The sequence below is a fragment of the Candidatus Rubrimentiphilum sp. genome, assembly GCA_035710515.1.
In the GTDB taxonomy this organism is placed as follows: domain Bacteria; phylum Vulcanimicrobiota; class Vulcanimicrobiia; order Vulcanimicrobiales; family Vulcanimicrobiaceae; genus Rubrimentiphilum.
This window is the reverse complement of sequence record DASTDE010000002.1, coordinates 1-26,550: the sequence shown is the minus strand read 5'-3', so window position 1 is coordinate 26,550 and position 26,550 is coordinate 1. Positions and strand designations below refer to the sequence as shown.

Annotated in this window: 22 protein-coding genes; 19 read left to right on the top strand and 3 right to left on the bottom strand. The window is 62.4% G+C overall.

Annotated elements, in window-relative coordinates; all coding sequences use genetic code 11:
- Positions 1-82: 82 nt before the first annotated feature.
- From VFO29_06345 to VFO29_06295, 11 genes are all read left to right on the top strand, one after another.
- Entirely contained in the window at positions 83-1,327 is a 1,245-nt protein-coding gene (locus tag VFO29_06345; GenBank protein HET9393117.1) for a hypothetical protein, read from the top strand.
- Positions 1,328-1,846: 519 nt separating this feature from the next.
- Positions 1,847-2,350, top strand: a complete 504-nt coding sequence (gene rimP / locus VFO29_06340; protein ID HET9393116.1) for a ribosome maturation factor RimP — start codon at positions 1,847-1,849, stop codon at positions 2,348-2,350.
- Positions 2,343-3,557: a transcription termination factor NusA gene (gene nusA / locus VFO29_06335; GenBank protein HET9393115.1), complete on the top strand. Its 1,215-nt coding sequence runs from the start codon at positions 2,343-2,345 to the stop codon at positions 3,555-3,557. Before rimP ends, nusA begins: the two co-directional genes overlap by 8 nt.
- 374 nt (positions 3,558-3,931) lie before the next feature.
- On the top strand, positions 3,932-6,385 hold the full coding sequence (gene infB, locus VFO29_06330) for a translation initiation factor IF-2 (protein HET9393114.1): 2,454 nt from the start codon (positions 3,932-3,934) through the stop codon (positions 6,383-6,385).
- Entirely contained in the window at positions 6,382-6,732 is a 351-nt protein-coding gene (rbfA, locus tag VFO29_06325; GenBank protein HET9393113.1) for a 30S ribosome-binding factor RbfA, read from the top strand. The genes infB and rbfA overlap by 4 nt, the downstream gene beginning before the upstream one ends.
- Positions 6,732-7,712 carry a DHH family phosphoesterase gene (locus VFO29_06320; GenBank protein HET9393112.1) on the top strand — a complete coding sequence of 327 codons (981 nt, stop codon included), beginning with the start codon at positions 6,732-6,734 and terminating at the stop codon, positions 7,710-7,712. The genes rbfA and VFO29_06320 overlap by 1 nt, the downstream gene beginning before the upstream one ends.
- An 8-nt stretch (positions 7,713-7,720) precedes the next feature.
- On the top strand, positions 7,721-8,593 hold the full coding sequence (truB, locus tag VFO29_06315) for a tRNA pseudouridine(55) synthase TruB (protein ID HET9393111.1): 873 nt from the start codon (positions 7,721-7,723) through the stop codon (positions 8,591-8,593).
- Complete coding sequence (gene ribF, locus VFO29_06310; GenBank protein ID HET9393110.1) at positions 8,590-9,507, top strand: riboflavin biosynthesis protein RibF; 918 nt, start codon at positions 8,590-8,592, stop codon at positions 9,505-9,507. Before truB ends, ribF begins: the two co-directional genes overlap by 4 nt.
- Complete coding sequence (locus VFO29_06305) at positions 9,504-10,043, top strand: hypothetical protein (GenBank protein HET9393109.1); 540 nt, start codon at positions 9,504-9,506, stop codon at positions 10,041-10,043. Before ribF ends, VFO29_06305 begins: the two co-directional genes overlap by 4 nt.
- Positions 10,043-10,534, top strand: a complete 492-nt coding sequence (locus VFO29_06300; protein HET9393108.1) for a TlpA disulfide reductase family protein — start codon at positions 10,043-10,045, stop codon at positions 10,532-10,534. Before VFO29_06305 ends, VFO29_06300 begins: the two co-directional genes overlap by 1 nt.
- Positions 10,531-11,133 carry a hypothetical protein gene (locus VFO29_06295; protein ID HET9393107.1) on the top strand — a complete coding sequence of 201 codons (603 nt, stop codon included), beginning with the start codon at positions 10,531-10,533 and terminating at the stop codon, positions 11,131-11,133. Before VFO29_06300 ends, VFO29_06295 begins: the two co-directional genes overlap by 4 nt.
- On the opposite strand, the gene VFO29_06290 is transcribed toward VFO29_06295, so the two are convergent.
- A complete protein-coding gene (locus VFO29_06290; protein HET9393106.1) occupies positions 11,080-13,026 on the bottom strand; it encodes an ATP-dependent Clp protease ATP-binding subunit in 1,947 nt (648 codons plus the stop codon). The genes VFO29_06295 and VFO29_06290 overlap by 54 nt on opposite strands.
- Positions 13,027-13,064: 38 nt before the next feature.
- A complete protein-coding gene (locus VFO29_06285) occupies positions 13,065-13,760 on the bottom strand; it encodes an SIMPL domain-containing protein (GenBank protein ID HET9393105.1) in 696 nt (231 codons plus the stop codon).
- A 110-nt stretch (positions 13,761-13,870) separates the two neighbouring features.
- On the opposite strand from VFO29_06285, the gene VFO29_06280 reads away from it, so the two are divergent.
- The 6 genes from VFO29_06280 to VFO29_06255 are packed head-to-tail and all read left to right on the top strand — an operon-like array spanning position 13,871 to position 17,936.
- Positions 13,871-14,134 carry a GlsB/YeaQ/YmgE family stress response membrane protein gene (locus VFO29_06280; protein HET9393104.1) on the top strand — a complete coding sequence of 88 codons (264 nt, stop codon included), beginning with the start codon at positions 13,871-13,873 and terminating at the stop codon, positions 14,132-14,134.
- A 54-nt stretch (positions 14,135-14,188) separates the two neighbouring features.
- A complete protein-coding gene (locus VFO29_06275) occupies positions 14,189-14,431 on the top strand; it encodes a ferredoxin family protein (protein ID HET9393103.1) in 243 nt (80 codons plus the stop codon).
- A 12-nt stretch (positions 14,432-14,443) separates the two neighbouring features.
- Positions 14,444-15,115: a methyltransferase domain-containing protein gene (locus VFO29_06270; GenBank protein ID HET9393102.1), complete on the top strand. Its 672-nt coding sequence runs from the start codon at positions 14,444-14,446 to the stop codon at positions 15,113-15,115.
- Positions 15,108-16,277, top strand: coding sequence for an NAD(P)/FAD-dependent oxidoreductase (locus VFO29_06265; protein ID HET9393101.1), 1,170 nt, complete (start codon positions 15,108-15,110; stop codon positions 16,275-16,277). Before VFO29_06270 ends, VFO29_06265 begins: the two co-directional genes overlap by 8 nt.
- Positions 16,277-16,705, top strand: coding sequence for an SRPBCC family protein (locus VFO29_06260; GenBank protein ID HET9393100.1), 429 nt, complete (start codon positions 16,277-16,279; stop codon positions 16,703-16,705). The genes VFO29_06265 and VFO29_06260 overlap by 1 nt, the downstream gene beginning before the upstream one ends.
- Positions 16,698-17,936, top strand: coding sequence for a beta-ketoacyl-[acyl-carrier-protein] synthase family protein (locus tag VFO29_06255; GenBank protein HET9393099.1), 1,239 nt, complete (start codon positions 16,698-16,700; stop codon positions 17,934-17,936). The genes VFO29_06260 and VFO29_06255 overlap by 8 nt, the downstream gene beginning before the upstream one ends.
- A 93-nt stretch (positions 17,937-18,029) precedes the next feature.
- Here VFO29_06255 and VFO29_06250 read toward each other — a convergent pair whose 3' ends face one another.
- Positions 18,030-19,439 carry a SpoIIE family protein phosphatase gene (locus VFO29_06250; protein HET9393098.1) on the bottom strand — a complete coding sequence of 470 codons (1,410 nt, stop codon included), beginning with the start codon at positions 19,437-19,439 and terminating at the stop codon, positions 18,030-18,032.
- Positions 19,440-19,671: 232 nt separating this feature from the next.
- Here VFO29_06250 and VFO29_06245 point away from each other — a divergent pair, with 232 nt between their 5' ends.
- Both VFO29_06245 and VFO29_06240 read left to right on the top strand, forming a co-directional pair.
- Entirely contained in the window at positions 19,672-25,419 is a 5,748-nt protein-coding gene (locus tag VFO29_06245; GenBank protein HET9393097.1) for a HAMP domain-containing protein, read from the top strand.
- Positions 25,420-26,286, top strand: coding sequence for a CheR family methyltransferase (locus VFO29_06240; GenBank protein ID HET9393096.1), 867 nt, complete (start codon positions 25,420-25,422; stop codon positions 26,284-26,286).
- Positions 26,287-26,550 lie beyond the last annotated feature (264 nt).

The following is a 26,550-nucleotide window of genomic DNA, read 5'->3' as shown; positions in this document are numbered from 1 at the left end:
GAAGTACGGCGGTTGCGCGTCCCTGCTTGGAGGCTCCTGCGTTGGCGGCATCGCATAAGTTTGAATCTTGCGGCCGCGAGACGTGAACGACCGCCGTTACTCGCAGCGCCTGACGACCAGTTTTGTCGCCTCGCTGATTTTGCATGCCCTGTTGGCGCTGCTCTTGTTCTCGCTGGCGACTTCGTCGTCGGAGCAGGCTTCATCGGAGTCGGTTCAGGGCGCTCAAATCGTCACCGTAACGACGCAGGCCGTGCCCAAGACTGTCGCCGTCGCGGTGCCGCACGCAGCCCCGCCCGTGCCTCATGCGCGCGTCGCCCCGCAGCAACCCGCAGCGCAGCCGCGATCGGCCCCGCCGCATCCGGTGATCCATCACGAGCTGGCCAAATTCGCGCCGACTGCCGCGCCGAATCCGACTCCCGCGCCTCAGGCCTCCGCCGCACCGAATCCGCAGCCGACGCAGCCGGAGATCAGTCTAACGCCGATGCCTATCGTCGCGGCCGTCCCGACCACCGTGCCGGCCAGGGTGGTAGCGGCAACCGTACGCGCTCCGCCTACGGCGCCGCCAACCCAGGCTCCAACGGCCGCGCCGACCGCGCGTCCTGTTCCCAAAGTGGCACAACCCAAAGCGCCGGCCGCCACGTTTGCGCCGCTGATTGCAGAAGTAAAACCGCAGGCCGTCGTCACGCCTGGGTTGTCTTCGCAGGTGAAGATCAACAAGCCGACGCCGGGTGTGCCGAGCCCCGGACCAACGCGCCTGCCGGCGCCGTCGACGCAGCACGGCGGCGCAGCGAGCCCCGGCCCCAAGGCGATTGGCTCGCCCGGTCCCAAAGCTGTCGGCCGCACCAAAGTCAACGCTCCCGTCAAACCGATCCAAACGGTTCCGGCAACGCCGCGCCCGGTTGTAGCGGCTCCCGTGCGCAAGCCGGTGAACGGCGGCAGCCTCAATCGCCGGCTGCAGAATCTCTTACCGTCGCCGGGACCGTACGCGGTTGCGACGCCGCGCCGCTATCAAGGCGACATCGGCAGAGCCAAACCCACTGAGCCGACGCCGCCGCCCGCTATTCTCGCGCTCGTGAAGTTTACGTACACGGAAAATGTCGGCGGCCAAAGATGGAAGCTCTGGCCCGGAGGTTCGGCGCCGGAAGAACGCTTCGTCAAGATGTACGTGACGTCGGTGAGACACGCCGGCCCGGTCACACTCTGCACGGGCTGGGTGGTTCGCACGCCTGAAGCCGGCAATCAAATGTGGATCGTCGAGCCGGACACGACGTTTCCGTGCAACGGCCACCTCGAGCCATTCATTCCACCCAGTCCGCCCCCACCGTAAGTCCCACCCCAATTACGCCCCTTAAAGTCGAGATTTAATAGGCAAGCGCAGACTCGAGAGTGGGGGAGCCGAGGTGGGGTTCGATCCGAGAAGTTATAAAGAACCCCGACTCACTTTTATTCGGGCGCTCGGACGCATTTCTCGGATCGAATCCCACCTCGGATACCCCCCGAACTTGTCCACAGCTTGCTTATTGAAAGTCAACTTTAGGGGGCGTAAAATCAGAGCTGTCTCAACGAGACAAAAGAACAGGAGGGCGGTTGGAACCGCAAGATCCACCGGGCCACAGAGCCCGCGGAGCACGCCGGATTTAGGAGCGCTAGACGAGCGCCCAGCGGCAGCCGGACGTAAACCGGACAAAGAGCGTGCTCGTAAACGCGTAACCAGAGGTAGGTAACAGAAGCGAGGGGCCGGACCCACTGGGGTTGCGGCCCGTCGCCTTTTTCCGGTATGCTAGGCGATGGTAGGTCGTCATGAGCGTGGGCAGGTCCCGCGCTTCGTTGTTCTACGGGGGTTTTGGTGGAAAGGTCACTTGCCGGCGAATTCGAGCACGCGGTCACGGAGATCGCGCGCGACGAGCGTTTTGCGGGCGTGGAGATCGTGCACCACGGAACGCACGGCAGCGGAAACAAGAGCGTGCTGAGCGTGACGATCGACCGGGAGGGTGGCGTCGACGTGCGGACGTGCGAGCGAATCGCGGCCGCGATCAACGCGCGCTTGAACGCATACGACCAACCCTACACGCTCGAAGTGGAGTCGGCCGGGCTCGACCGCCCGCTGACCAAACCGGGAGACTACGAACGCTTCTCGGGCCGCGACGTAAAGATCGTCACGTCGCTGCTCGTGCGCGGAGGCAAGACGCATCGCGGCGTGCTGCGCGGCGTCCGGGGCACCGCGGTTATTTTGGAAACGGAAAACGGCGAATTGCCGCTTCCGTTAGCGACGATCAAATCTGCCAACCTGGAATACGACGTGCGCGCCGATTTCAAACGCGCTAAGGAAAAACGAAAACTGCATGCCTGAACAAATGACCGAAGAACGCCTTATCGACGTCCTCCAATACATCTCGCGGGAACGCAATATTCCGTTCGAGATGTTGATCGAGGCGCTGGAAGCTGCGCTGCTGACCGCCTACAAGCGGCATTTTGGAAGCGAAGCCAACGCGATCGTTTCCGTCGACCGCCAAACCGGCGAGTACAAAGTCTTTCACCGGCGGATCGTCGCGACGGAAGTCACCGATCCGAAGTTGGAACTTACGCCGAAGGAGGCCGGTCCGCAATACGAACCCGGCGACTATTTCGACGAAGAGGTGACGCCCAAAGACTTCGGCCGCATCGCCGCACAGACGGCCAAACAGGTCATCGTTCAGCGTATCCGTGAAGCCGAGCGCGACACGGTCTACAATAAATATGCCGCCAAGCTGAATGACATCGTGACGGGTACGGTGCAGCGCTTCGAACAGCGCAACATGTACGTGCTGCTCGACGGCAAGGACGAGGCAATGCTGCCGCTCTCCGAACAAGTGCCGCGCGAAAACTTCCGCATCAACGACTTCATCCGCGCGTACGTTTTAGATGTTCGTAAATCGCCGAAAGGCCCGAGCGTTATTCTATCGCGTTCGGCCGAAGGGCTCGTGCAGCGTCTGCTCGAGTTCAACGTGCCCGAAGTCGAGGACGGTACGGTCGAGATTATGGCGATTGCGCGCGAACCCGGCAGCCGCACGAAGGTCGCGGTCCGCAGCGTGCGCGCGGAGGTCGATCCGATCGGTGCAGTCCTGGGACCGAAATCGAGCCGCATCGCAAACGTCTCTGACGAGCTGCGCGGCGAGAAGGTCGACGTGATCAAATGGGATCCGGATCAGGCCACGCTCATCATGAATGCCCTGGCGCCGGCCAAAGTGCTCAGCGTCGAGCTGTTCGAAGACGACGGCGTCGCGCTCGTGATCGTGCCCGACTATCAACTCTCGCTGGCAATCGGAAAAGAAGGCCAGAACGTTCGCCTGGCCGCGCAGATGACGGGCTGGCGTCTGGACATTACCAGCGAAACCGAAGCCGCCGAAGCCCGCGAGCGCTACTTGGCCGAACGCGCGGAACGGCAAGCCGCGCCGGCCGCCGAGGAGACGGTCGAAGCCGAAGAGGGCGAGGCAGCGCCCGTGCTGGACGAAGATCTGATCCGCAAACTTGAGGAGTTCAAGCGCGAGCGGCTGACGACCGATGACGGCGAAGGCTAGAGAGGTTGTACGCCAGTGTGCGGGGTGCCGTGAGCGCCGTCCCCAGGCCTCGATGCGCCGGTTCGTGCGCGGTGGGGCCCGGGAGTGGCTGGCCGACGATGCCAAGCGCCTCCCCGGCCGGGGCGTCTATCTCTGCTCCTCCGCGGGCTGCGTGCAGCGGGCCGAGAAGAACCGCCGCTTTCCGGGGCTTGCAGCTGCGGCCGCCGAAGGTGGGTTACAGCAAGGTTCAAGCTGTGTGAAATGATGATGCATAACCACCATGATTAGGCGCGCCGGGCGCGCCGCCAAGGAGCGTAGCATGACCTGAGGACGGCGCAGGCGTCCTCGGCTCGGCTTCCGAGGCACACTTACGCCTGCGACGTGAAAGGCAGACTTTGGCTACCGGAAAAGTTCGGATATTCGAACTCGCAAAAGAGGTTGGACTCACTTCGAAAGAGCTGATCACCCTCTTTAATGAGCGCTTGGGCGGCGTCTTCGAAGCGAAAAATCAACTCAGCGTCGTTCCCGACCAGATGGCGGATCTGGTCCGCAAAGTCTTAGCCAAACCTGCGCCCAAGGCCAAGGCCGCTGCGCCCGCGGCACCGCCGAAAGCGGCCGCTCCCAAGCGCGTGGCCAAGGCCGAAGCTCCCGCCGCCCCGGCGGTCGAGCCTGAACCCGTTCCAACGCTCAAGCCCGTAACGACCACGCGCCGTCCGGCTGTAAAACCGGTTGCTCCGCGCGCGGGCGACGGCGCCGCGCGCCCCGCTCCGCCGCCGCCGACTACGTCGGCATCCGCGTCCCCGGCGCCGCGCGTTCCGCAACCCGGCCGTTTGATTCAAGCTGCGCCGCAGCGTCGTCCGCAGGGCAACGGACCGTTCCGTCCGCTAACGCCGCCGCGGCCGTTCCGTCCCGGCATCCCGTCGGTTACCGAAGGACCCGCGCCGAGTTCGGGCGGGCGTCCGGGCGATCGCGTGCGCGTGCACGAGGAGAAGCTCAGCAAGAAAGATCGCGAGAAAGAGCTGCTGCTCGAAAAAGAGCGCACGCGCAAGAAGCGTCCTGAAGTCGTCGCGGCGCCGCCGCCGGCGAAACTCGAGACGATCGAAATTCCCGATCTGCTCACAGTGCAAGAGCTGGCGACGTCCATGATCGTTCCGGCCAAAGACGTTATCGGCGAGCTCATCAAGATGGGCACGATGGCAACGATCAATCAAAACATTCCCAGCGACGTTGCCAGCGCGGTTGCCAAGAAGTTCGGCTTTAACGCCGTCGTCAAAGAGGCCGGCGAAGAAGTCACCGTCGAGCAAGAGGAAGACAAACCCGAAATGCTCAGTCCGCGCCCGCCTGTGGTGACGGTGCTCGGACACGTCGATCACGGCAAGACGTCGCTGTTGGATAAAATTCGCAGCGCGAATGTCGCCGGCGGCGAAGCGGGCGGCATCACGCAGCGCATCGGCGCGTACACGGTGGAAAGAAACGATCGCAAGATCACCTTCATCGATACGCCCGGTCACGAAGCATTCACCGAGATGCGCGCGCGCGGCGCGAAGGTAACCGACGTTGCCGTGCTCGTCGTGGCCGCGGACGACGGCGTCATGCCGCAAACCAAAGAGGCGATCGCCCATATCAAGGCAGCCGGCGTTCCAATCGTCGTCGCCATGAACAAGATGGACAAACCCGAGGCGCAGCCCGAACGCGTGAAGCAGCAGCTTTCCGAGGAAGGCCTGCAAGCCGTCGACTGGGGCGGCACGATCGAAATGGTTCCGGTTTCAGCGCGCACGGGAGACGGCATCGATAAGTTGCTGGAAACAGTGCTGTTGGAAGCCGACATCCGCAATCTGCAGGCCAACAAGAATCGCCGCGCTTCCGGCGCGGTGATCGAAGCGCGCCTGGATCGCGGACGCGGTGCGGTCGCAACGGTTCTCGTGCAAAACGGAACGCTGCGCGTCGGCGACATCGTGGTCGCGGGCGGCACGTTCGGAAAGATCCGCGCGCTGGTCGACGACAACGGCAAACAAGTGAAGAAAGCCGGGCCGTCAATTCCCGTCGAGGTGATGGGCTTGCAAGACGTGCCGTCGGCCGGCGACGCGCTGATGGTCGTCAGTGACGAACGCGTTGCGCGCGAAGCTGCGGACAAACGCAAGACGCGCCGTCGCGACGTGCGCATCGAAGCTGCCGGCGGACAGAAAGTCTCGCTCGAGACGTTCATGTCGATGCCGGCCGAGGGCAAGAAAACCCTCAATCTCATTATCAAAGCCGACGCACAGGGTTCGGTCGAAGCGCTGCGCGCCCGCATGGAATCGCTCTCCACCGAAGAGGTGGACATTCGCGTCATTCACGGCGGCGTCGGCGCGGTGACGCCCAACGACGTCAATCTCGCGAGCGCGTCAAACGGCGTGCTCATCGGCTTCAACGTACGTCCGGACGAAACGGCGAAGCGGCTGGCCGAAAACGAAGGCGTTGACCTGCGCTTCTATCAGGTGATCTACGAAGTCGAAGACGATCTGAAGAAGGCCATGCGCGGCATGCTCGCGCCGGTGAAGCGCGAGGTAACGCTCGGTCACGCCGAAGTGCGCGAGATCTTCAAAGTCAGCAAGGTCGGGACGATCGCCGGTTGTTACGTCAAAGACGGCAAGATCCAGCGCAACGCCAAGGTACGCGTGCTTCGCGACAGCGCGGTGATCTTCGACGGCGAGATCGAGTCGCTGCGCCGCTTCAAAGACGACGCGCGCGAAGTTGCCGAAGGCTTCGAATGCGGTATCCAAATTGCGCGCTATCAGGATCTTAAAGTCGGCGACGTGATCGAAGCGTACGCGATCGAGACCGTCGCCGCGGAATTGACGCCGGCATGAACAAGCAGCGGTTACAACGCATCGATCACGAGATGCAGCGCGTTCTCGGCACGCTGATCACGCAGGAGTTGAAGGACCCGCGCTTGGGTTTCACCACGGTGACCCACGTGGAGATCTCGCACGACCTGCAGCATGCCAAGGTCTTCGTTTCGATCATCGGCGACCGCCACGTGGCGCGCCAGACGATGGATGCGCTGGCCGGCGCCGCCGGTTTTCTGCGCGGCGAGCTGGGGCATCAAATCGCTCTCCGGCATACGCCTGCGCTGACGTTCGTTGAGGACCGCACGACCGAACGGGCGATCGCGCTCGCCAAGACGCTGCGCGAAGATACTCGAGGCGCGTCGTAGTGATCGGCGAAAAGCCGGTCGCGTCGACCACCGACGAAGTCGCCGCGGAACTTCGCAAACGCGATGCGTTCGTGATGGTGAGCCACGTCAAGCCCGACGGCGACACGCTCGGAGCCGGACTGGCGCTCGGACTGGCGCTCAAACGGCTGGGAAAGCGCGTACATTATTTTCAAGAGGATTCAGTGCCGCGCAATCTGCGGTTTCTCGCCGACTCTGAATTCGTGAGCAGCGCCGTTCCGGCCGATCTTCCGGCCGATGCCCTGTGGGTTTTTTGCGACATGAGCGATACGGCACGCGCGGGCGAGTCACTGCCGAAATTGGCGCGCGAGAACGTGCTCGACATCGATCACCACCTCGGTAACTCGCATTTCGGGGCGCTGAATTACGTGCTGCCGCACGAGTGCTCGACGGGAACGTGCGTGATGCATTTGCTGCGCGCATTGAACGCACCGATCACGCCGGAGATCGCGACCTGCTTGCTGACGACGATCATGACCGACACGGGCGGCTTCATGCACAGCAACACCACGCCGGAGGTGCTGCTGCTTTCGGCGGAGTTGATCGGTGCGGGCGCGGACAAGGATCAGATCACCGAGGAGATTTTTGCGAACAAGCGTTTTTCGGCGTTGAAACTGCTGGGACGCGCGCTTGATGAAGCCAGGATGGCGCATGACGGCCGGTATGTATGGTCGTTCGTCGACGACGCAATGCTTGCCGATTGTCACGCCGACGGGGAAGACACCGAAGAGATCGTGGGACATCTGCGCTCGATCGAAGGCGTAGACGTCGCGGCACTGTTCAAAGCGTACGACGGCGAGATTCGGGTGAGTTTGCGCAGCAACGGCCGGATCAACGTGCAGGCTGCCGCATCGCGCCTGGGCGGCGGCGGACACTTTCGCGCTTCCGGGCTCACGTTTGTCGGCTCGCTGAAAGATGCGATTGCGGTGGTGGACGAGGCGCTGGTCGCCGAGGGCCTTTAGGAGCCCTTGTGATAGGCTTCGTCAACGTCTTTAAGCCCGCGGGGCCGACGTCGGCGAACGTTGTGGCGCGCATCCGGCGCATCTACGGTTTGTATGGGCGAGATCGCAGCATCGCGGCCGGACATTTAGGAACGCTCGATCCGCAGGCCGCCGGCGTGCTGCCGATCGCGATCGGTAAAGCTACCCGCTTAATTCCGTTGCTCACCGACCAGCGCAAAGCTTACGTTTGCACGCTGGTTCCGGGGAAGGCGACCTCGACCGGCGACGCTCACGGCGAGACGATAAACGAAGCACCGCTTCCGCCCGATTGGGTTAAGCGCCTCGAGAACGTTTTGCCGGACTTCATCGGAAGAATCGAGCAGGTGCCGCCGATGCACAGCGCGCTGCATCATGAAGGCAAACGGCTGTACGAGCTCGCGCGTGAAGGTAAGTCCGTCGAGCGCAAAGCGCGCTCCGTGACGATTTATGGATTAACATTGCTTGGATCCGACGCCGCGGCCGCGCGCCTGCGGATCGCGTGCAGCGAAGGGACCTACGTACGCACGCTCTGTGAAGATTTAGGCGCCGCTATCGGTGTGCCCGCGCACATGGGCGCGCTGGTGCGTGAGGGCTCGGGCGCATTTCTGCTTCAGGAGAGCCGCACGCTCGAACAAATTGCCGACCATCCGAGCGAGGCGCTCATCGCGCCGGAATCGATCATTCCGTTTCCGACGATCGTTTTGGATTTGCGTCATTCGGCCGACTTTCGCGCGGGCCGCATGGTGCCGCTGCCGGCGGGAGCGCCGGCCAAGCATGTCTTCGTGCGCGACGCGTCGCGGATGCTCGTCGGCGTCGGCGAAACGCACGGCGCCCTACTCGCCCCACGCAAAGTGTTTCTTTGAAAGTACGCTACGCGCTCAAGCGTTCCGACGACACTCCGCTCGTATTAGCGATCGGGTTTTTCGATGGAATGCATCGCGGCCATCACGACATCGCGCGGCAAGCTCGCCGCTTGCGCAAACCCGGTTGGAGTACTGCCGTCTTGACCTTCGCAGAACATCCGTCGGCATTTCTGCGCCCGGGCTCGGAGCCGCCGTTGATTACAACGTCTGAAGAGCGCATCGACCTTTTCGCGCGCGCGGGCTACGAAGAGTGCTTTTTCATTCCATTCGATGCCGCGATAGCGACGCAAACCCCCGAACAGTTCTTGCGCGATACGCTGATTCGCGATCTAGGAGCGCAGGGCGTGGTGGTCGGGAAAACGTTCCGCTTCGGAAAGGCGCGCGCGGGTGACGTCGGCTTGATGGCGGATGTCTTTGGGTCCGCCGGCGTCGCGTTCGCTGCGGTCGAAAACACGGCTGACGAAAACGGGGAACGCATTTCCAGCACGCGCATTCGCGAGCTCATCGCAAACGGCGATATCGCGGGCGCAGACGATTTGCTCGGGCATGCCTACGAACTTCGCGGAAGCGTGGAAGTCGGCGCCGGCCGCGGTCACGACTTGGGATTTCCGACCGCCAACATTCGCGTTCCGCAGAAGATGCTGCCGAAGGACGGCGTTTATGCCGGAATTGCACGGCACGAGGGGCGTGACCACGCCGCCCTGGTTTCGATCGGCACAAATCCAACCTTTAACGGGAAAGCGCGAACGGTCGAGGCTTGGCTGCGCGATTTCCACGACACGATTTACGGCCAAGAGCTCATTTTGCGCGATTTGCGGTTCGTCCGCGACCAACGGAAATTCGAAAACGCGGATGACTTGCTCGCGCAAATGCAGGACGACGCTAAAGCCGTCCCATATCCGGCATACGGATGATTGCAACGTTGATTCTGGCGGCGTTGGTCTCGGCGCCGCAGACTCCGCAAGCCGCCGCGCTGCTCTTTTTGCAGCCGCGCCTGTCTCACACACATCCTAGTGTCCACGTTACAGCCGCGACCGCACGTTACGCAGTCGTTCACTTTACGGGCGCGGTCATCGAAAGCTCGCCGGCCAGCGGTTATCTGCTTGTGCAAAAGTTTTCTTTCGGCTGGCAAGTCATCGATCTGAGCACCGGCAACAGCCCATTCGCCGTTCCTGGAAGCGCCCGCAATGGGCGCGATATTGGGCCAACCGCCGACGTCGAAGCGGTCCGCGCGCACGCGGCGCGTTTCCCCGAAACGATCCCGTTTGTTCGCGTGATTGATGGCTACGCGATCATGGAATGGCGCGGTTGGGGCGGCGGCCAGAACTTTTACAAGAAGACCCCGCACGGTTGGAAAGAAGTCATGGGCGGCGGCGGCGCGATGGTTCCCAGCGACCTTACCGCCAAGGGCGTGCCGCTTGCGATTGCAGAAGCCTTGCTAAAACCATAATGATGAAATTCTCGATCGGCCTCGGTTGCGCTGTTCTAATCCTCGCCGGTTGCGCGAGCAACAGCGGCAAACAACTCGCGCAAGCCGCAAAGCCGGCACCCGATTGGACGCAACCGACGTCAACCGGTGGGACGTTGACGCTTTCGTCGCTGCGCGGGAAGCCGGTCTATCTCAATTTTTTCGCGACCTGGTGTCCGCCGTGCAAAGACGAGGCGCCGTATATAAATTCGCTGCAGAAACAGTACGCCTCGCGCGGGTTGCAAGTCGTCGGCATCGACGAGCTTGAAAACGCGAAGCTCGCGGAGTCGTTCCGCCGGCAGTTTCACCTCGTCTACCCGGCAGTAGTCGATAGCGGCACGCTGCAAGCGCAGTATCTGATCAATGGGCTACCGGTGCACGTGTTCATCGGGCGCGACGGCGTCATTCGCAAGATTGTGGCGGGTGAGATGCCGAGAAACGAGATCCTTCGTAACGTGCTCAGCATTCTATGACGTTAGAGACGCTCAGCACCGCGGCGGCGGTGGGAACGTTTCTCGTCATCGCCGCCACCGCCATCGCCGCCCTGATTCAGCTCCGGCACTTGCGCGTGAGCAACCAGCTGCAAGGACTGCTGGCCATCCTAAGTCTGCCGTACGAACCGGTTCTGCATGAATCGCTTGAGTTTGTGAGCCACGAGCTCGAAGGGCGGTTACGCGACCCGGAGTTCAGGCGCGAACTGGAAATGCCCCGAGTCGACCGAAAAGTTCATAAAGAGCTGCGCGTCCTCGACTATTACGAACGGCTGGGTTCCATCGTAAAAAACGGGCTGATGCCGGAAGAACTCTATTTCGACAACAGTACGCCTGAGCAGTACTGGGGCTTGTTAAGCCAGGTCATTGCCATTCGCCGGCGCACTCGCGGGCATGTTGTCTACGACAACTTTGAATATCTCGTGGCGCGCTCGCGCGCGTACGATCGGCGCCACCCGGACGGCAGCTATCCGCCCGGCGAGTCCCGTCTCGAGATCGATGACGTGTGGCTAGCGGAAGATCGTCGCCTACGCGGCGCGCACGACCAAAGCGCCGCCGTCGAACGTAACGTCGGCGGCTGACCCGCTCGGTAGCTCGCCCCGAAGGATCGCCGACGACAGCGGCGTGCTGACGTGGCGCGCGACGATGCGGTGAACGTACCGAGCCCCGCTGCCCGCGCTCATCGCCTCGCGCGCCAAAAAGGATCGCGCCTCGGGCGAGAGTTGCAGACTGACGTCGCGCGCGCCGAGCCTCTCCGCAAGCGACTCGACGTGAATTGCGACGATCTGCTCGATATGCTCCATGCCCAGCGTGTTGAAGTGCACGATGTCGTCGATGCGATTCAAAAACTCCGGGCGGAATGCAACCGGCAACTCGTCGTCCGACAGATTCGTCGTCATGATAATCAGCGCGTGACGGAAATCGATGGTGCGGCCTTTGGCGTCCGTTACGCGGCCGTCGTCGAGAATTTGTAGAAGAATGGCCGCCACGTCCGGGTGCGCTTTTTCCAACTCGTCGAAGAGCACCACGCAGTACGGCCGGCGACGCACGGGTTCGGTGAGTTGCGCGGGTTCGTCGTGGCCCTGGTATCCGGGCGGCGCGCCGAGGAGCCGCGAAACGGTATGCGCCTCGGTGAATTCCGAAAGGTCGATGCGAACCAGCGCGGATTCGCTCCCGAACAGCGCCTCCGCCAGTGCCTTGGCCAGCTCGGTCTTGCCGACGCCGCTCCCGCCCATGAATAGGAAGCTGCCTAGCGGCTTGCGCGGATCGTGCAGGCCGGCGCGCGCGCGCCGGATCGCTTCGCTCACGGCGGCGATGGCCTGTTCCTGGCCGATCACGCGTTTGGAAAGCACCGGCTCGAGCGAGAGTAAATTGTTGATCTGCGACTCGGAGAGCGTGGACTGCGGAATCCCCGTCCACTTCGTGACGATCGCCGCAACATCGGCGGCGGTCACGGTCGCGCGGCCGGGTTTGTCTTGTTTGCCGAGCGCAACCGACGCGGCGGCTTCGTCCATTAAGTCGATCGCTTTGTCCGGTAAGAACCGATCGGCAATGTAGCGCGCCGAAAGCGCCGCTGCAGCTTTGACCGCGTCGTCCTGAATGTGCACGCCGTGATGCGTCGCGTAGCGCTCGCGCAGGCCGCGTAGGATCAGTTCGGTTTGCTCGATCGTCGGCTCTTCGACCATAACGGGCTGAAAGCGCCGCTCGAGCGCGGCATCGGACTCTATGTACTTGCGATACTCGTCGAACGTTGTTGCGCCGATGCACTGCAGATCGCCGCGCGCGAGTTCGGGCTTGATCATCGAGCTCAAGTCGAGCGAACCTTCGGCCGCGCCGGCGCCGACCAACGTGTGCAGTTCGTCGATAAAGAGGATGACGTCGCGTGACGCCTTGCGTACTTCGTCCAAGATCTTTTTGACGCGGCCTTCGAACTCGCCGCGATACTTCGTCCCGGCGACCAACGGGCCGAGCGAAAGTGCGAGCACGCGTTTGCTCCGAAGCGCGGCGGGCACCTTACCGGCGACGATACGCTGCGCGAGTCCTTCGACGATCGCAGTCTTACCGACGCCCGGCTCGCCCACCAGCACAGGATTATTCTTGCTGCGCCGCGCGAGAATGGAAATGACGCGCTCGACTTCGTCGTCGCGACCGATTACCGGATCGAGTTTTCCCGAGCGCGCGAGCTCGGTGAGGTCGCGCGAAAATGCGGCCAGGGTCGGGGTGTTACCGGGGCGCAAGCGCCGCGTCCAATCCTCGATCGGATTGGGGTTAGCCGAACCGCCCTCCCGGCGGCTCATGGTTTCCAGCAGAAAAGCGCCGCCGGCCACCAGCGCGGCGGCGGTCAAGGCCGCGCCCGCCAGCGGAATCGCAGCTTTGGTCGCGCGGCGGCGCGCCGCACAGGGCGGGCAAAGATTGCTCTTGCCTTCGCGGACGCTAGCCGGTCGCAGGCCGCAGAGTTCACACGTGCCGGTCATCTGCACTTCCTACCCTTCGGCAGTGCGGGGGGTTTCGCTTAGGGCTGTGCCTCGTAGGTAACTGTGACGCTTGCCTGCATCGAAACGTCCGACGGCTCGATCTGCGTGGGCACGCCTGCGAGCCGCGACATTGCCATCGCTTGCGGCTGCGGATAGACTTGCGCGTAGCCTTCTTGAATCGAACGGATCCGCACGATTCGCAAACCGGCCGCGGTGGCTATGGCTTGAGCGCGCGAGCGCGCTTGCGTAACTGCGTCTCCAAGCGCTTTTAGCGATAGCGCGTGGTTGTCGGAAACCCCGAAGCTCACGCCGTCCACGTGATTGACGCCGGCGGCAATAGCTGCATCGACAGCTTTGCCGACGACGCCCGTCCGCTGCAGCGTAACGCTCACGCCGCGTGAAACGACGTAGCCGTATTGAACGCCGTAATTTGGAGCAGGCACTCCCTCCGGACGCGGATTATAGGTCACATTGTAGTACGTAGTGCGAATATCGTGCTCGGCAACTCCGAGTGCGTGCATTCTTTGTTCGAGTTGCGCGAAGATCGCGTTGTTGTCCGATGTGGCCGCCGTAGCATTGCTTGCGTTCGTTGTGATCGTTAAACTCATAGTGGCCATGTCCGGAGCGGCCGTCGCGCGGCCTTGTCCCGTTACGGAAATCAGCGTCGGCTGGGCGGCCAAAACCGGAATTGGAACGCAAAACAGAACTGCGGCGAGAAGCGCTTTCATCATCATGCACCCTCCAACGCGCCGCGGTGCTCCGCGTGACCCGGCCGCGGGGCGGCGGCATCGAGCGGGGCGAGCCGTGGCTCGTTTAGGTTGCTTCAGCGTGGTACACTCGTTTCATGCTGTGGACCATCATCGTTTGGATTGTTTTTGGGTTTATCGTGGGCCTTATTGCCCGGTGGCTTGTGCCCGGCGCAGTCGGCGGCGGCATCCTGACCGATATCGTCGTCGGCATCGTGGGCGCGCTGATTGGCGGCTTTATCTACCGGTATTTCGGACACGGAAGCGTGGACACGCTCTGGAGTTTCATCTACGCGCTGATCGGCGCGGTGATACTCTTGCTGATACTGCGCGCCTTTTCAGGACGGCGAACGGTCGTCTGAGACGGTCCCCTGAAAGGGGAGGCCCGGACGGTTTCGCCTTCGTAATACGGTTCTATGGCCTACGTCATTACCGAGCCCTGCATAGGAACAAAGGACAAGTCCTGTATTGACGTTTGTCCGGTCGACTGCATCCATGGCACGGACGAGGATACGATGCTCTACATCGATCCCGAGGTCTGCATCGACTGCGGCGCCTGCGTTTCGGCGTGTCCGGTCGAAGCGATTTTCGCAGACTCGGACGTCCCCGAAAAATGGCAAAACTTTACGGCCATCAACGCCGAGTATTTTAAAAAGTAGAAGGTAGGGTCCGTGCTGCGTGCAGCAGGACGCGAACTGCTCGACGATCGCGTCGAGTCAATCGGCGAACTCGAGGAGAATTTCCGCGACATCGAACGGGCGAACCGTTTTCTTGGCGGATTGACCGCCGTCCGCGCGGCCTTGCGTTCACTCGAACCGGAAACGATCTTGGACGTCGGCTGCGGCTCGGCGGATATCGGACGCGCCTTGGTGCGCGACGCCCGGCGCCGCGGCCGACGGTTGCATGTCACGTGCCTTGATGCTAATCCCGATGTGCTCGAGATCGCGCGCCGCCATTCGCATGACGACGGCACGATGAGTTTCGTGCGCGGAGACGGCAGCGTGCTTCCTTTTGAAGGCGCGAGCTTCGACGTCGTGTTGTGCAACCTGACGCTGCATCATTGCGATCCGGACGTTGCTTCGGCGCTGTTGCGCGAGCTGCGTCGCGTCGCGCGCCTGGCGCCGGTGGTTACGGATTTGCGGCGCTCGCGTATAGCTTGGGCCGGAACGTCGGTATTGGCCGCACTCTTTACACGTAACCGTTTGACCCGGCACGATGCCCCGCTGTCCGTGTTGCGCGCGTACACGCCGCTGGAAGCCGTGCAGCTGGCGCGCGATGCCGGCTGGCGCAATCCGCGCGTGAGGCTTGCTCCGTTCTATCGCATGGTGCTGACCGATGTATGACGTGGCGATCGCGGGCGGGGGTCCGGCCGGCTCGAGCGCCGCGCTGATGCTTGCGCGCGCCGGACTCCGGACGATAGTGATCGAGCGCTCGCAATTTCCGCGCACCAAAGCGTGTGGAGAATACTTGAACGCGGGCGCCGTAGGGCTCTTGCGCGAGTTGGGAATGGAACCGGTTCTCGCGCCGATGACGGCGCGCTTGGACGGCATCCGGCTCTCGGGCAATGGGGTGCGGACTGAACTGCGCTTTTCGCGCGCGGGCTGGGCGTTGCCGCGCGCGCAGCTGGACGACGCGCTGCTCCGATCGGCGATAAGCGAAGGAGCACTCTTGCTGCAAGCGCGCGTCGAAGACGTCGTGCAAGAAGCAACCTGCGTAGCACTCACGGTGCGCGAGCCGGACGGCGAAGTGCGGCAAGTGCGCGCCCGCATGGCGATCGGTGCGGATGGTACACATTCGATCGTTGCCAAGAAGTGCGGATTGACCATCGCGGAGCGCGGGGTCCAGCGGTTTGCACTGGGCGGACATTACTCGGGTTTTGTGGATCTCGAGCCTTTCGTCGAGATGTTCGTAGAGGGCAGCAGCTATTTTGCGGTAAATCCATTCGACGCGGCGCACGCAAACGTTATGGTGATCGTGCGCGAAAATGACCTTGCAGCCCGCAGAGACGATGTCGATCGTTTCGTCCGCCAGCGTGCCGAGCGCTTGAGCGGTAACCCGGAGCGTTTCTCAAAAATGCAACTCGACGGTAAGCGTATCGCCGTGGGCCCCCTCGCTCATGCGACTCGCGGATTGGCGGCCGGCCGCGTGCTATTGGCCGGCGACGCCGCCGGCTTCGTCGACCCGTTTACGGGACAAGGTGTCTTCCTCGCGCTGCACGCGGGGATGACGGCCGCGCAAGCTGTTGCAGGTGCGCTGAAGTCGCCCGCGGCAGCGAACGAACTCTTGCAACACTATGAAATGACGCTCGCGCGCGACATGCGGCAGCGTGAACGGCTCGCGCGGATCGTCCGCACGGTCGTCCGTTCGCCGCTGCTCTCGAAACGCGCGGCGCGCAATCTCGCACGCGATCCGGCTCGCGCGCAGGCGCTGATCGACGCGCTGGCCGGCTGCGGACCGGTCGAAGATGCACTGCGAATCGGCAACATCGTAAAGTTGGTCGCGTGATGGAGATGCGGAACGAGATCGTCATCAACGCATCGCCGGAGCGCATCTTTCGCTTTGCATCCGATACCGAACGTTGGCCGGAGTATCTGCCGCACTACCGTTTCGTGCGCGTTCTCGAACGCAACGCGGACCGGCAGATTGTCGAAATGGCGGCGCGGCGCAGCGGGATTCCGGTGCGCTGGCGCGCGGAGCAGCGAAACGATCCGCAAACGCCGTCGATTCGTTTCCACCATTTGAGCAGCTGGACGAAGGGCATGGACGTGCAGTGGCGCTTCGAGCCCGTCGCCGGCGGAACGCGCGTCTCGATCGATCACCGCTCGGATTTGCGGTTCCCCATGGACTGGATCGTCGGAAAACTCTTTATCGATCACATCGCGACGCGAACGCTTCGCCGGATGAAGACGTTATCGGAAGGTTCTGATGGCTGAGCCGTACCGCGTCGTCATTACCGGGATGGGGGTAATTACGCCCCTGGGCACCGGCACGCGCGCATTCTGGGAGAATCTGCTGGCCGGCCGCGTCGCGGTCGCGCCGCTGACGCGCTTCAACTGCGACGGATTCCCGTCGCGCATCGCCGCACAGATCGACGACTTCGACCCAGCCGACTATCTCGTGAGGCGGCGCGTGCAGTGGACCGACCGGTTTTCACAGCTGGCGGTTGCAGCTGCAAAGCTCGCCGTTGAGGACGCGCATTTCGCCGTTGACGGTCAGAGCGCCGAAGTCGGCGTCTATACAGGCTCGGCGCTGGGCGGTCTGGCGTTCGCAGAAGAACAGATCGAGGTTTTCCAACGCGAGGGGCTTCGTTCGGTCCGGCCGCTGCTTACGCTCTCGGTGTTCGGTGGAGCGGCGGCCAGCAACGTCGCGATCGAGTTTGGCATTACCGGTCCGACGATTGCGAACGCGGATTCGTGCGCGGCCGGCGCGATCTCGATTGGCGACGCGTTTCGCGCGGTGAAACGCGGCGACGTACGCGCTGCCTTAGCCGGCGGAGTCGAGGCGCCGTTAGCGCCGCTCACGTTCGGCGCATTCACCGTGGCACGCGCGATGTCGACGCGAAACGACGATCCGGCTACCGCAAGCCGTCCCTTCGATGCGGGCCGCGACGGTTTCGTAATGGCCGAAGGCGCCGGCATGTTCGTGCTCGAGCGTTACGAGGATGCCGTGCGGCGCGGAGCTCCAATCTATGCGGAGATCGCGGGCTTTGGAACGTCCAACGACGCGTTTCACATGTCCGCGCCGTTAGCCGACGGCGCGCAGACTGCGACCGCGATGCAGCTTGCGCTCGACGAAGCGCGCGTTTCGCCCGGCGAAGTTGAGAGCATCAACGCGCACGGCTCCTCGACGCGGCTCGGCGATCGCGCCGAAGCGCTGGCGTTCGAACGCACTTTCGGCGACCGTCTCTCCGAAATTCCGGTGAGCGCGACGAAGGGCCAGCACGGACACGCGCTCGGTGCGACGGGAGCGTGGGAGATCGCGATCTCGGCGATGAGCATGCGCGAGGGCGTGATTCCGGGCGCGGTTAATCTCGAGCAGCTCGACGAGGAATGCGCCGTGCGTTGTTCCCGCGAGAAAGTCGAGGCGCGTGCGCGCGTCGTTATGTCGAATTCATCCGGCTTCGGCGGCATTAACGCCGCTCTAGTTCTTCGTTCAGTCAGTTAAAAGGGCAGATGGGCCGAAGGCCGGGGGCCCCGGCCCCCTTCGTCCAGCTCAGGCCGGCGGGGGGCGTGGAGCGCGCAGCGCGGATACGCCTGTTCAAAGATTCAGGACCATGCTTAGGCAAGTGCCGTGCTGCGTGGAGTTGATGCGCACACGATCCATGAGTTCGTGCATCATGATCATGCCGCGGCCCCGGTCGTCGCGGCGCTCGAAGGTTCGCCACTGCCCGCGGTCTTGAACCTGGACGGCGATGCAATCGTTCTGCGCGCTCAACCGTACTTCGAAACGGCCGTCGTCGTCGTTGCGGTACGCGTGTTCGACGGCATTGGCGACCGCTTCGCCGATAGCGGTCGTCAGTGCGAAGCGTTGGTCATCGGCAAGTTTGTGCTCGTCGCAAAACCGGTGTATCATCGCGCGCACGATCGGAGCCGTCATCGGGACGGCCGAAAACTCCATGCGCGTGGGGACCGGTCCGTCAAAACATGAAAGCGCCAGCGCGGCAGCATCGTCCCGGTTCACGGATTCGTTGAAGATACGTTCCTGCAGCGCCATCGCCGGATTCTCCGGATCGGATTCGCACGCGCGAACGCCGGCTTCGAGCAAGCGTTCTTCGCCCGCGATCACGTCGCGGCCATATTCGGTCATGCCATCGGTGTAGAAGATAACCCAACTGCGAGGCGGCAGCGTGATCGTCCAGTCGCGCGTATCGATCGCATTGCCGATGCCGAGCGGAACTCCACCGCCGGGCAAGTATCCGGCGAAGCCGCCTTCAACGATTAGCGCGGGCGGCGGATGGCCGGCGACGGCGTAGGTGAGTTCGCGACCGGCCGGATCGTAATAGGCGAAGATCGCCGTCACCATTCCGATGCCGCCGCGCAGGTTCGTGACGCTGTTGATCTGCTCGAGCACTGCAGCCGGGGATCGCTCGCCCACGGCGGCGGCGCGCAACGCGATGCGCACTTCGCCCATAATCGTTGCCGCCTCCAAGCCGTGGCCGGCCACGTCGCCCATCGAAATCGCAATGCGATGGTCGGGCAGCTCGAACGCGTCGTACCAATCGCCGCCGACCTCGGCTTCCTCGCTGGCCGGCCGGTAGGCGCCGTCGAGCTGTCCGCCCGGCACGCGCGGGAAACTCGCGGGCAACAAGGCGCGCTGGAGACGATCGGCCACGTGGTGCTGCCGCTCGAAGAGCGTAGCTTGGTCCAGAGCATTGGCAATTTGGAGGCCGAGTATTTCGGCGATCTTGCGCGTCGCGTCGTCAAATTTTCCGGCCTCGCGCGCCGCCAGCGCAAATGCGCCGACCGTACCCTGCCGGCCGGGCAACGGAATGATGAGGACGTTTGCAAAGCCGCGGGAACGCAGCCCCTGCTCGATTTGCACCGGGTGCCCCCGCTTCAGCCGGAGTTTCTTGCCCTGGTCGGCCTCATAGAAGAACTCCTCGCCCTCGCCGCTCTGGCCCGCGATGGCGCAGTAGTCGGCCAGGCGAGCCACGCACAAAGCGGCCACCCTCGGCAGGGTCGCCGATAACTCAAATGAGGATGCGAGAAGCCCGCTGGCGTCAGCGAGTAACTCGAGCGCCTGGGAATGGAGAAGCTCGCCGCGCTCAAGCATGGGTGCCCGGCATTTTTGGGTTCTCCCCCGGGCGTCCGCCTGCTAAACCTGGCAAGCCCAAGTTTGGCATTGACCGAATCGGGCAATGAGGAAGTCAGCCGCATCCACCACGGAGCACCTTGTATTTATGGCGACAACGGCAAGTCCCAAGACCGCCCGTAACGGCAAGCCGCGTTCGAATGGCGCGGCCGCTTCACATGGGGCGAACGGTTCGGCAACAGACCGGAAGCTGCTCAACGCACTGCGTGCGTTTTACGGCGGCGATTTCACCGTTCGGCTTCCCCTTCGCGGAGCCGGCATGGATGCGGAACTCGCGAAAGCTTTTAACGACTGCGTCTCGATCAAGCAGCACATGCTGCGCGAGATCAAACGCATCAGCCGCCTGGTCGGACGCGAAGGCCGCGTTTCACAGCGCATCAATCTTCCCGAAGCCTCCGGGAGCTGGCAAGAACAAGTAGACGCGTACAACGCGCTGATCGACGATCTCACCGCCCCGATGGCCGAAACGAATCGCGTGCTTGGGTCGGTCGCGCAGGGCGATCTCGGACAACGGATTCCGGTGGACATCGAAGGCCGTCCGCTGCGCGGCGAATTCTTGCGATCGGCCAAACTCATCAACACCATGGTCGACCAGCTCAACGCATTCGCATCCGAAGTGACGCGCGTCGCGCGCGAAGTCGGATCCGAAGGAAAATTGGGCGGCCAAGCTAGCGTCAAGGGCGTCGCGGGCACGTGGAAAGACTTGACGGACTCCGTCAACACGATGGCCGGCAACCTGACGTCGCAGGTGCGTAACATCGCGGCCGTGACGACGGCCGTTGCCAACGGCGACTTGTCGCGCAAGATCACGGTCGAAGCGGCCGGCGAAATTCTCGAACTCAAAGACACCATCAATACGATGGTCGATCAGCTCAATGCATTCGCATCTGAAGTGACGCGCGTCGCGCGCGAAGTCGGATCCGAGGGACGCTTGGGCGGCCAAGCCGAGGTGCAAGGCGTCAGCGGCACGTGGAAGGACCTCACCGAGTCGGTGAACTTCATGGCGTCCAACTTGACCTCGCAAGTGCGTAACATCGCCGAAGTTACCACGGCCGTCGCCAAGGGCGATCTTTCAAAGAAGATCACAGTGGACGTGCGCGGCGAAATTCTCGAGCTGAAAAACACCATCAACACGATGGTCGACCAGCTCAACGCGTTCGCCTCCGAAGTCACGCGCGTCGCGCGCGAAGTCGGTTCTGAGGGCATTTTGGGCGGTCAGGCGCAGGTCGCCGGCGTGAGCGGCACGTGGAAGGACCTCACCGAGTCCGTGAACTTCATGGCCGCCAACTTGACGTCGCAAGTACGTAACATCGCCGACGTTACCACGGCCGTCGCCAAGGGCGACCTCTCCAGAAAGATCACGGTCAACGTCCGCGGCGAGATCCTGGAGCTGAAGAATACCATCAACACGATGGTCGACCAGCTCAACGCGTTCGCGGGCGAAGTCACGCGCGTCGCGCGCGAAGTCGGTTCCGAAGGCAAACTCGGCGGCCAGGCCGACGTCAAAGGCGTCAGCGGTACGTGGAAAGACCTTACGGATTCGGTCAACGGCATGGCTTCAAACCTCACGTCGCAGGTTCGAAACATCGCCGACGTGACGACGGCCGTCGCCAAAGGCGACTTGTCGCGCAAGATCACTGTGGACGTGCGCGGCGAGATCCTGGAACTGAAGAACACGATCAACACTATGGTCGACCAGCTCAACGCGTTTGCAGGCGAAGTGACGCGCGTCGCCCGCGAAGTCGGCTCCGAAGGAAAACTGGGCGGCCAAGCCCAGGTCGCCGGCGTCAGCGGTACGTGGCGCGACCTCACCGAGTCCGTGAACTTCATGGCTTCGAATCTGACGTCTCAGGTGCGTAACATCGCGGAAGTCACGACCGCCGTCGCCAAGGGCGACCTCTCGAAGAAGATCACGGTCGACGTGCGCGGCGAAATCCTCGAGTTGAAAAACACGATCAACACGATGGTCGATCAGCTGAACGCGTTCGCATCCGAAGTCACGCGCGTCGCGCGCGAAGTCGGCTCCGAAGGCAAACTCGGCGGCCAGGCCGAGGTCGCGGGCGTCAGCGGAACGTGGAAAGACTTGACGCTTTCGGTCAACTCGATGGCCTCGAACTTGACGAACCAAGTTCGTAACATTGCCGAAGTAACGACCGCCGTCGCCAACGGCGACCTTTCGAAGAAGATCACCGTCGACGTGCGCGGCGAAATCCTCGAGTTGAAAAACACGATCAACACGATGGTCGACCAGCTGAACGCCTTCGCATCCGAAGTTACGCGCGTCGCGCGCGAGGTCGGTTCGGAAGGCCGGTTGGGCGGACAAGCGTTCGTGCGCGGCGTCGCCGGCACGTGGAAAGACTTGACCGACTCCGTAAACACGATGGCTTCGAACCTCACCTCGCAGGTGCGTAACATCGCGAAGGTGACGACGGCCGTCGCGCTCGGCGACCTTTCCAAGAAAATTACGGTGGACGTTCGCGGAGAAATCCTCGAACTCAAAGACACGATCAACACGATGGTCGATCAGCTGAACGCGTTCGCATCCGAAGTCACGCGCGTCGCGCGCGAAGTCGGATCCGAAGGAAAACTGGGCGGCCAAGCCCAGGTCGCGGGCGTCAGCGGCACGTGGAAAGACCTTACCGACAACGTGAACTTCATGGCGTCCAACCTGACGAACCAAGTGCGCGGCATCGCGCAAGTCGTTACATCCGTCGCCAACGGCGACCTCAAACGCAAACTCACGCTGGAAGCCAAGGGCGAGATCGCGCAACTGGCCGACACGATCAACTTCATGATCGACACGCTCGCGACGTTCGCCGACCAAGTCACGACCGTGGCGCGCGAAGTCGGCTTCGAAGGAAAACTGGGCGGTCAAGCCCAGGTCCCGGGCGCGGCCGGTCTATGGCGCGACCTGACCGACTCCGTCAACCAGCTGGCCGAGCAGCTCACCTCGCAGATTCGCGCGATCGGTGAGGTTGCGACGGCCGTGACCAGCGGCGACCTCTCGCGCGCCGTTCAAGTCGAAGCGCGCGGCGAAGTCGCCGAGTTGACGCGCAACGTCAACGAAATGATTCAAAATCTGCGCGACACCACGCGCAAGAACACCGAGCAAGACTGGCTGAAGACCAACGTCGCACGTTTTACCGCAATGCTGCAGGGTCAGCGCGACAGCAAGACGGTCAGCCGCATGATCATGTCGGAGATCGCTCCGCTGGTGAACGCATACTCGGGAGCGTTTTACATCAACGAGCCGATCGGCGACGAACAAGTATTGCGCCTGATGGCCAGTTACGCCGTCAGCAAGAAGAAGGCCGCGCAACGAACGATCCGCGAGGGCGAAGGCCTGGTTGGACAATGCCTGCTCGAACGTCAGCGGATTCTGCTGACCGACGTACCGGCGGACTATATGGCGATCGGCTCGGGGATGGGCGAGACGAAACCGCTCTCGCTGATCATTTTGCCGGTGCTCTTCGAAGGCGAAGTGCGCGCAGTCATCGAGCTCGCTTCGACCGAGCGTTTCAACGAGACGCAACTTCAGTTCTTCGACCAGCTGACCGAGTCGGTCGGCGTTATCCTCAACACCATCGGCGCGACGATGCGCACGGAAGAGTTGCTTAAACAGTCGCAAGCGCTGACCAACGAGCTGCAGAGCCAGCAGATGGAGCTCCAGCAGACGAACGATGAGTTGGAGGAGCGTTCGCGCTTGCTGCAAGAGCGGAACGAAGAGATCGAGCGCCGCACGCGCGAGATCGATGAAGCGCGTCAGGAACTCGAAAAGAAGGCCGAGCAGCTCGCGCTTACCTCGAAATACAAATCGCAGTTCTTGGCAAACATGTCGCACGAGTTGCGTACTCCGCTGAACTCGCTATTGATTCTGTCGAAACAGCTGGCGGATAACCCCGAAGGAAACATGACCGGCAAGCAGATCGAGTTCGCGCAGACGATCCGGGCGGCGGGCAGCGACTTGCTCACACTGATCAACGACATCCTCGATCTATCGAAGATCGAGTCGGGCACCACCTCGATCGATCTGCAAGACGTTCCGTTTGAAACGATTCAGGACGAAGTCTTCCGGACGTTCAATCAGATCGCGACGGACAAGGGCCTGGCGTTCACGATAAAACGCCACGAGGACGTTCCGGCGGCGCTGCTGACGGACGCGACGCGGCTGCAGCAGATCTTGAAGAACCTGCTTTCAAACGCGTTCAAATTTACGACGCAGGGCGGCGTGACGATGGAGATCTCGTTGCTTCAGGAGCACCGCCTCTCTTCGATCAAAGGTCCCGCCGTCGCGTTCGCTGTGAGCGACTCGGGCATCGGCATCCCGCCCGACAAGTTCAACGTGATCTTCGAGGCGTTCCAACAAGCCGATATGGGCACGTCGCGCAAGTTCGGTGGAACCGGCCTCGGCTTGGCAATCAGCCGCGAAATCGCGGGCTTGCTGGGCGGCGAAATCGGCGTCGAGAGCACGCTGGGAGAGGGCAGCACGTTCACCTTCTACCATCCGCTCGAACGGGCCGCGAGCATGTCCGCGATGCGTTCGTTCGGTTCGATCGGCGAAGCCCACACGCCGGACGAATTCCCGGTGCGGGCGCCGTCGCGCAGTTTTGAAATGCCGTCCTCACTGGAGGCAATCTCGGACGACCGCGACCGGATCGAAAGCTCGGATCGCGTCTTGCTCGTGATTGAAGACGATGCGATCTTCGGCCGCATCTTGCTCGGACTGGCGCGCGATCGCGGCTTTAAAGCTGTTGTGGCGCTCAGCGGCGACGAAGGGCTGGCCTTCGCGCGCAAGTATCTGCCGGACGCCATCACGCTGGACATCGGACTGCCCGACGTGGACGGCTGGAAACTGCTGGCCGATCTCAAGCGCGATCCTTCGACGTCCAACATTCCCGTGCACGTCATCTCCGGCGAGGAGCAGTGGCAGCGCGCGCTGGATGCGGGCGCGATCGCACACTTGCGCAAGCCCGTCACCGAAGAAGCCTTAACCGAAACGTTCGACAACCTGCTCGGCTTCGCCGATAAGCGCACCAAGAATCTCTTGGTGATCGAAGACGACATCACGCAGCTCAACGCCATGGTCAATCTGATCGGAAGCGGCGAGGTTGCCGTGACTGCCGTTCGCTCGGGTGACGAAGCCATGGAGGCGCTCAATTCGAACAAGTTCGACTGTATCGTGGTCGATTTGGGTCTGCCCGATATCCCGGGCGATCAATTGATCGAGCGCATCCGTACGCAAGCCGAACACGCGCGCACGCCGATCGTCGTCTACACGGGACGCGAACTGACGCGGCAAGAGGAAACCAAACTGACGAAGCTCAGCGAGGCGGTGATCGTCAAAGACGCCATGTCGCCCGAACGGCTCTTGGACGAGACCCGGTTCTTCCTGCATCAGGTCGAGTCACGGCTGCCGGCGGCCAAACGCAGCAGCGACATACCGCCGCTGGGAACGGCGACGCTGGAGAACAAGAAAGTCCTGATCGTTGACGACGACGCGCGCAACATCTATGCCCTGAGCTCGGCGCTCGAAGCGCATCATCTGCAATCCGTTAGCGCTGAAAGCGGCCAAGAAGGCATCGACCACTTGATGCGCGATCCGGCCATCGACATCGTGCTGATGGACATCATGATGCCTGAGATGGACGGCTACGAGACCATCCGGCGCATCCGCGGTAATCCGCGCTTCAAGGATCTGCCGATCATCGCTCTCACTGCGAAGGCGATGAAGGGCGACCGCGAGAGTTCGATTGCGGCGGGCGCATCCGAATACATCAGCAAGCCCGTCGACATGGATCAGCTCATTTCGTTGCTGCGGGTCTGGCTTAACAGATAGGTGCTGATCGAGGAGCGCGCGGCGCCGGAGACATCGGCCGAGCGCCAAAGTGATGAACTCGCGAGCATCGAGCTATCGCTCTTGCTCGAAGCCATGCTGCGATGGCGAGGCTATGACTTTCGCGAATACGCGCCTGGAACGTTAAAGCGGCGCGTTGCCGAGCGCATGCGCGCCGAGGGCGCCGAAACAATTTCAGGGCTGCAAGAGCGGTTCTTGCACGACGAGGAGTCGCTGCGCCGGTTCGTTTTCGCGATGTCGACGAACTCGAACAAACTGTTTCGTCCGCCCGATTACTTCCGCGCAGTCCGCGATCGCGTCGCGGCTTTTTTGCGCACGTACACCTTTGCGCGGCTGTGGTTTCCGGCATGCTCAACCGGCGAGGACGTCTACACGTTCCTTACCATTCTTGCCGAGGAAGAACTTCTGGATCGTTGCATGCTGTATGCGACGGACTTGAGCGACATTGCAGTCGCTCACGCGCGCGAGGCGACGTACGACGTATCGTCGTTCGAAGAGCTTTCCAACGACTATGTTGCGAGCGGCGGCCGCAAGTCCATCACCGATTTCGCCGACTACTCGGACGGCAAAGTGAAATTCCACGAGAGTCTCCGGCGCAATCTCATCTTCGCGACGCACAGCTTAGCGACCGACGCATCCCTCAACGAGTTCCATTGCATCGTCGCGCGCGGTGTGCTGCCGCAGTTCAACAAGACCTTGCAGTACCGCGTGCACAACCTATTCCTGCAGAGCCTTTCGCGCTTCGGATTCATCTGCTTGAGCTCGACCGAATCGCTCCACTCCACGCCTCACGAAGGCGCGTTCCGGCAAGTGGACGACGTTTTCCCGATCTACCGCAGAATGCGATAGACGAAGACTCAGCGCCCGGGTGGGCGGGGTGACATTCCGATCGAGAAATGCGCGCCATTGTCCAAGGTATTGCTATGGCGAGTTCTTCATAACTTCTCGATCGAAACGTCACCCCGCCCACCGGGCACGGGTTTAATCATTCTTGCATTTGCGAACGAGTCGGTAAAACGTCTGGGTGGAGCGAGACGGGTGAGTTTGGGGCCGTGGGTGGGGGCTCGATCCGCGAAGTTATAAAGAACTCCGGTTCACTATTGCCTGGGCGTT